Raw genomic sequence first — 5,269 nt, forward strand, 5'->3', positions numbered from 1 at the left:
GTGAACATAGAAGTACTCTAGCAATAAATAATTAATATTTTACTTGTTTATTGCCTCAGTTCTTTGTTGTAAGTAGTGCTTTTTTTATTCAGTTTGGTTTTCAGAAGTTTCTTATTTAGTTTAAATGTGAGCGTTGGCAAGACATACTCTTTTGCAATTTTTGGTTTCGCGTTGGCTTTAGCGAATTGCAAATGTGTATGGCTTATGCGTTGGCATTTTCTACTATTTTAATTTCCTCTTCAGTCAATTCATAATGTTTATAAATCAAATTATCAATTTCATTTTCAATTTCATTTATGCGACTTTTAAGTTCGTTTATCTCTTTATTATATTCATCAAAATATTCTTCCCATTCGTCTTGTTGAGAAAGACTTAACGTGATTTTCTTTTTCTTAAGTTCTGCCAAAAAGGTTTTAAAATCATAATCGTAAAACTCGTTTAGCTTTTTAGATAGTTTGTCAATGCCAAAACTTTCTGTGTTTAATATTCTTTTTCTAAAACGATTTATCTTTTTGTTAAGAGAAGTATATAAAGTTCTTACAGTTTTAGCAGGTTCAGACAAATCTGAACTTTCAAGTATTAAATGCTCTGGAAAACTTATAGTTTCTAAATAGATTCTTTGCATATTCAATCTTCCGCCATTTTTTGGGTCACCAAGTGAAGCACAAATATTCATTAAATAATACCAAATGAGTTTTGAATTTAACAAGCCCAATAAGGAAAGACTTGAACTATTAATTAAAAATATTGTTTTGTTTATATAAGTGCTTTCCTCGTCAAACGCAAAACGTGAACTCATTGCAATTTCTGGATAAATAATTTTTGGGTTATCAATAAGATTGTAATAATCACAAGCTCTTAATTCCCACCAATATTTTCCTTTATCACTACGTTTTTTTGCTTTCTCTTTAAATGGTTCTAAAAATTCAGCAATTCCAGAAAAATTAGTTTTTAGCCATAACCACGCATCATCTTCATTTTCAAACTCTCCTTGTGAATCTGTATAACCACTTGGAATACAAATCAAATGCTTTCCTTTACTTCTAATTTCAAACTTCCGAACATCATCGCCATCAATAAATTTTTTGATTAATTCGGCAGACTTTGGGTCTTTTGTGATTATATCTTTTTGTACTTCATCGCTTATTATAAAAGCATCGTTATAACCCGTTTTTAAACCATATTTAATATCTAATTCTTTGTTGCTAGCAATGGAAATTCCATTGTTTTGAACTTTATTTAAAATTGAAAGTTCTTTTTCTGATATTAAATTCCATTTTTCTTGTTGAAAGATTTCAGGTTTTAGATTTATTCCCTCATTTTTCAGGCTAAAATTAATATCTAAATTTTTAAGAGTTTGAATTTGAAGATATTTAGCATCATAGTTAAAAACTTTATTGCTAATTATCAAAATAAGAGGTGAGGTAACAGCATCTTGAAAAACATTTAATTCTCCAAAATCAATTAATTGATCAATTTGTAATTTACTTAAAAACTGTTTTAAATTTTTACCATATGATGCTTTGATAAATTTGTTTGGATTAATAAAACCTAATAATCCGTTTGTTTTTAAAGCTTTGATGCCTAATTCAATGAAATACACATATAAATCTGCTGTACTTAAATATGTTTCATAATCCTTTTGAAATGAAGGTTTAAACTCTTTAATTATCTCGTGTCTAACATAAGGTGGATTTCCAATAATAACATCAAAACCACCTTTTGCAAAAACTTCTGGAAATTCGTTATTCCAATTAAAAGCTTTTTCTCCAGCAAAAGTTGCGTCATCAATTAAACTGTTACCACATTTAATATTATTGTTTAAAGACGTTAGTTTTCTGCCTTTTTGAGCTGTACGTAACCAAAGTGATAATTTTGCAATTTCCACACTTTCATCATTGATGTCAACACCATAAATGTTATTTTCTAAAATTGCGTTCTCCACTTCGCTCAATACCATTGCATCTCCAAACAATTTGGCTTGCAATTCATCAATGTACCTGTGTTCTGCAATTAGAAATTCTAATGCTTGATTTAAAAAAGCACCACTTCCACAAGCTGGGTCGCAAATCGTAATTTGCAACAACCATTTTCTGTAATCTTCTAATTTTTGAGATAACTTTTTTAAGGTCGCTTTTTGTCTGCCTCTACGTTCTTTTTCGTATTCAGCTTCTTGTATGTCAAGTTCAGTTTTCTTTTCTTCACAAAGTTTACCAACTGTATTATCTACAATATATTTGGTAATATATTTAGGTGTGTAGAAAACACCGTCTTTTTTACGTTTGGTTTTACTTTGGTCAGATGAAACTCCTTGTATTTCTGCTTGTATTTCGTCAATGTCGTTTAACGAATGTTCAAAGATGTGCCCAAGTATGTTTACGCTTACTTCACTCTCAAAATCGTAGTTGCTTAAATTTATTGTGTGTTTATGCAGTAAATCGTCATTGATTTTGATGTTGTCTAAAATTTCGTCTGGTGCAAAAAGTCCACCATTGTAGGCAAAAATATCGTGTTGCTGTCCTTTGTGTCCTGTGTTCATATAACCGAAATACTTTTTAAATCGGTCGTATAAAGGAAAATACTCATCATATTTATCACGTAAATCAGTCCATTGGTTTACGATTGAACGAATTGAGTTTGGTGGTAGTAACAATCTGTCTTCTGCAAAAAAGATAAATAGAAAACGGTCGAGTAGCTTCTGCGTTTTCTTGAATAAAGTCAGTTTATCGTATTCTGGATTTTCTTTTTGAATGGCATCAAAAATCTCGTTTCTAAATGAAGCGTAATCTTTGTATAATTTTTTGGTTACGTTTTCTTCCTGCGTTAAAGATTCGTCTTTAATCTTTTTCGGAATGTCTTTTAAAAGATATTCTGATGAAAGGCAAAGCCAAAGCATATCAAAACGTTCTTTTGAAAGCTGAAATAAATTAAATTCCTCAAAGTCAACTGCGTTGTCAATGTAAAAACGCAACTTCTCAAAGTTGGAAGTAATTACATAATTACAACCAGGTTGGTTGTTTTTATATCCAAATGCTTGGGTTTCTACTTTGCTTAAATCAGTTGTATTTGTTCCTTTTAGTTCAATTACTGCAAGTGCTTTTTCTCCTTTTAAAATTGCTCCATCAGTTTTTTTAGAACCTTTTATATTTTTTAATTCCGTTGTGAGATTAAAGTCAGGTGTTGGGTTTTTAATGTAACCTAAAACATTTACAAAAAGGTCAATCAGAAATTCGCCTTGATATTGTTCCTCTTTGGAATTTCTTATGTTTTCTTGAATGGTCGGATTATGGAAATGGCTTGAAAATCGCTCGTAAGCTTGATTGACTTTTTCGGACTCCAATCCTTTTAAATATTTGTTTAGAACAGAGTTCTGAAATAAGCTCATAAAATTTTAATCTTTTTTCTCAAATTTAATATTATTCCGAGCGTTGGCAAGAAACAGCTCTTTTATTTTTTCAGCGTTGGCTTTTCGCATTGGCAAAAAAATAAATGTGCTGTTTGTGAGTTGGCTTTTTTAGTTCAAATGTTCAATTTCAGCACGATTTCCGCATTACTTACAACGGTTTGGGCTATGGTTTCGTTACGGAATGGTACGCGAATATCATTCCGCCGTAACCATAAAATTATTAAAAAGGCTTGAAATTCCGATTGGGAATTTCAGCCGTAATGAACTATAGCCGTTGTTGGCTACAGTTTTTAATATTTATGATAATATTTTCTCATTATTATATTATAGTTTCTTTCAGCTCCAAGCTCTTTTGCTTTAAGAAAGTCGTTATGAGCCAATTCTTTTTTCCCTTTTTTTAAATATATAAATCCTCTGGTCAAATATGTTCCAGCAAAGTCAGGTTTTAATTTTTCCGTTTTGTTCAGAAATGGCATTGCTTTTCGGAATTGAGCGAACTTAAAATAAGATAAACCTGTATTGTATTGAACTTTCCATTGGTCTGGATATACTTTTGAAATTTTTCTATAGAGCAAAAGAGCTTTAAGGTGATTTTTATTTCTCAAATAGCTGTAGGCTAAATTTGCTTTAATAGCATTTTCTTGGTCTGTGTCTTTTAATGCAATTTTAAAATCCTTGATAGCCTCTTTGTGCTTTTCCATTGAAGCATTCGCAAACCCTCTGATAATATGGATTTCGGTAAATTCTCCATCGTCGAGTTTCAAAAACTCATTGCATAAATCCAATGCTTTTTGATATTTGTCGGTGTAAAATTGATTGATGGCTGAAATGAATAGACTGATTTTTATTTCATAATCTTCTAACGTTCCATTGTCAATTCCGTCAACTATTAGTTGTGATTTGTAAAATTCTTTAGCAGATGAGTGAATCATTGCCTTGAATAAGTGAATAAATTGAATTTCCGAATTCCATTCGATAAATTCATCGCACTTGTCAATCGCAGAATTAAAATCTCTAAATTCCCATAACTCAAATGCCTTTTGAATTAACTGATTCATAAAATCAGAAAAATTCTCTTTCATTGAAGCCTGTTCCAAAGCTTCAAAAGCAAGTTTCATTATGTTAACATTTGCGAGCATTTTTCAAATTGTAGCCAACGGTCTCGTATAACCGTCAGTTACGGGTTTAAAGTTAATAATTTTCGGTTAAGCACTGACGTTAGCAATTCCGAGTGGATTCGGACGCAGTCGAATCCGCCGTAATTGCGGTTATACATTGTTGGCGGTAGTTTTTAATTAACAAAATACTCGTAAATTAACACTTTATTTTCAGTGTCGATTTTTACCTGTTTCCATATATTATTTTCAATTACTTTTTGGGAAACAGTAATTAATTCCGATTTTGCATTTTTATTTTTAGTTAATCTAATAGCATCTTGTTCTGATATTTTTAATTCAAAAACTTGGTAGTAATCTGTAAATCCTCCACTTTCATTTTTTATAATCTCGAAATCGTCATTCAATACTAAATTCATTTGTTTCAGTTCATTTGTTGCCGAACTTTTAAAAAAGAAATAGTCCTCAAATAATACATAAGTCGTAAAAAAAATAAACACTAATAAAATTCCACTTCCGATTATTTTTCCAACTTTTGGTTTTCCGAGTTTTTTTAAAGTGTAGAAAACAAGATATGGAATTCCAAAAAATAAGATTACTCCAATTAATAATATTATTCCCCAGAAAAGTAAAAAATCATCCATTTCGTTTTGTTCAAATTACCGCCAACGTTAGCGTATAAATTTCAGTTGCGGAAAATCGGTACGATTTTCCGATTGAGACTGAAAGATAGAAAATTGCAATGAAT

Annotated in this window: 3 protein-coding genes; all 3 read right to left on the reverse strand. The window is 30.5% G+C overall.

Features of this window, described 5'->3' with window-relative positions; genetic code table 11:
* Positions 1–202 precede the first annotated feature (202 nt).
* On the reverse strand, positions 203–3,385 hold the full coding sequence (locus tag WA340_RS05605) for an Eco57I restriction-modification methylase domain-containing protein (RefSeq protein ID WP_336127776.1): 3,183 nt from the start codon (positions 3,383–3,385) through the stop codon (positions 203–205).
* A 311-nt stretch (positions 3,386–3,696) separates the two neighbouring features.
* Complete coding sequence (locus tag WA340_RS05610) at positions 3,697–4,524, reverse strand: tetratricopeptide repeat protein (RefSeq protein WP_336127778.1); 828 nt, start codon at positions 4,522–4,524, stop codon at positions 3,697–3,699.
* A gap of 173 nt (positions 4,525–4,697) precedes the next feature.
* Positions 4,698–5,165, reverse strand: coding sequence for a hypothetical protein (locus WA340_RS05615; protein WP_336127780.1), 468 nt, complete (start codon positions 5,163–5,165; stop codon positions 4,698–4,700).
* Between the last annotated feature and the right edge of the window lie 104 nt (positions 5,166–5,269).

The organism is Mesoflavibacter sp. CH_XMU1422-2, assembly GCF_037029245.1.
Lineage (GTDB): Bacteria > Bacteroidota > Bacteroidia > Flavobacteriales > Flavobacteriaceae > Mesoflavibacter > Mesoflavibacter zeaxanthinifaciens.

What these genes read in the sequence shown, in the direction of transcription:
- WA340_RS05605 (WP_336127776.1), bottom strand. Translation starts at nt 3,385, where the DNA reads ATGAGCTTATTTCAGAACTCTGTTCTAAACAAATATTTAAAAGGATTG.
- WA340_RS05615 (WP_336127780.1), bottom strand. Translation starts at nt 5,165, where the DNA reads ATGGATGATTTTTTACTTTTCTGGGGAATAATATTATTAATTGGAGTA.
- WA340_RS05610 (WP_336127778.1), bottom strand. Translation starts at nt 4,524, where the DNA reads ATGAAACTTGCTTTTGAAGCTTTGGAACAGGCTTCAATGAAAGAGAAT.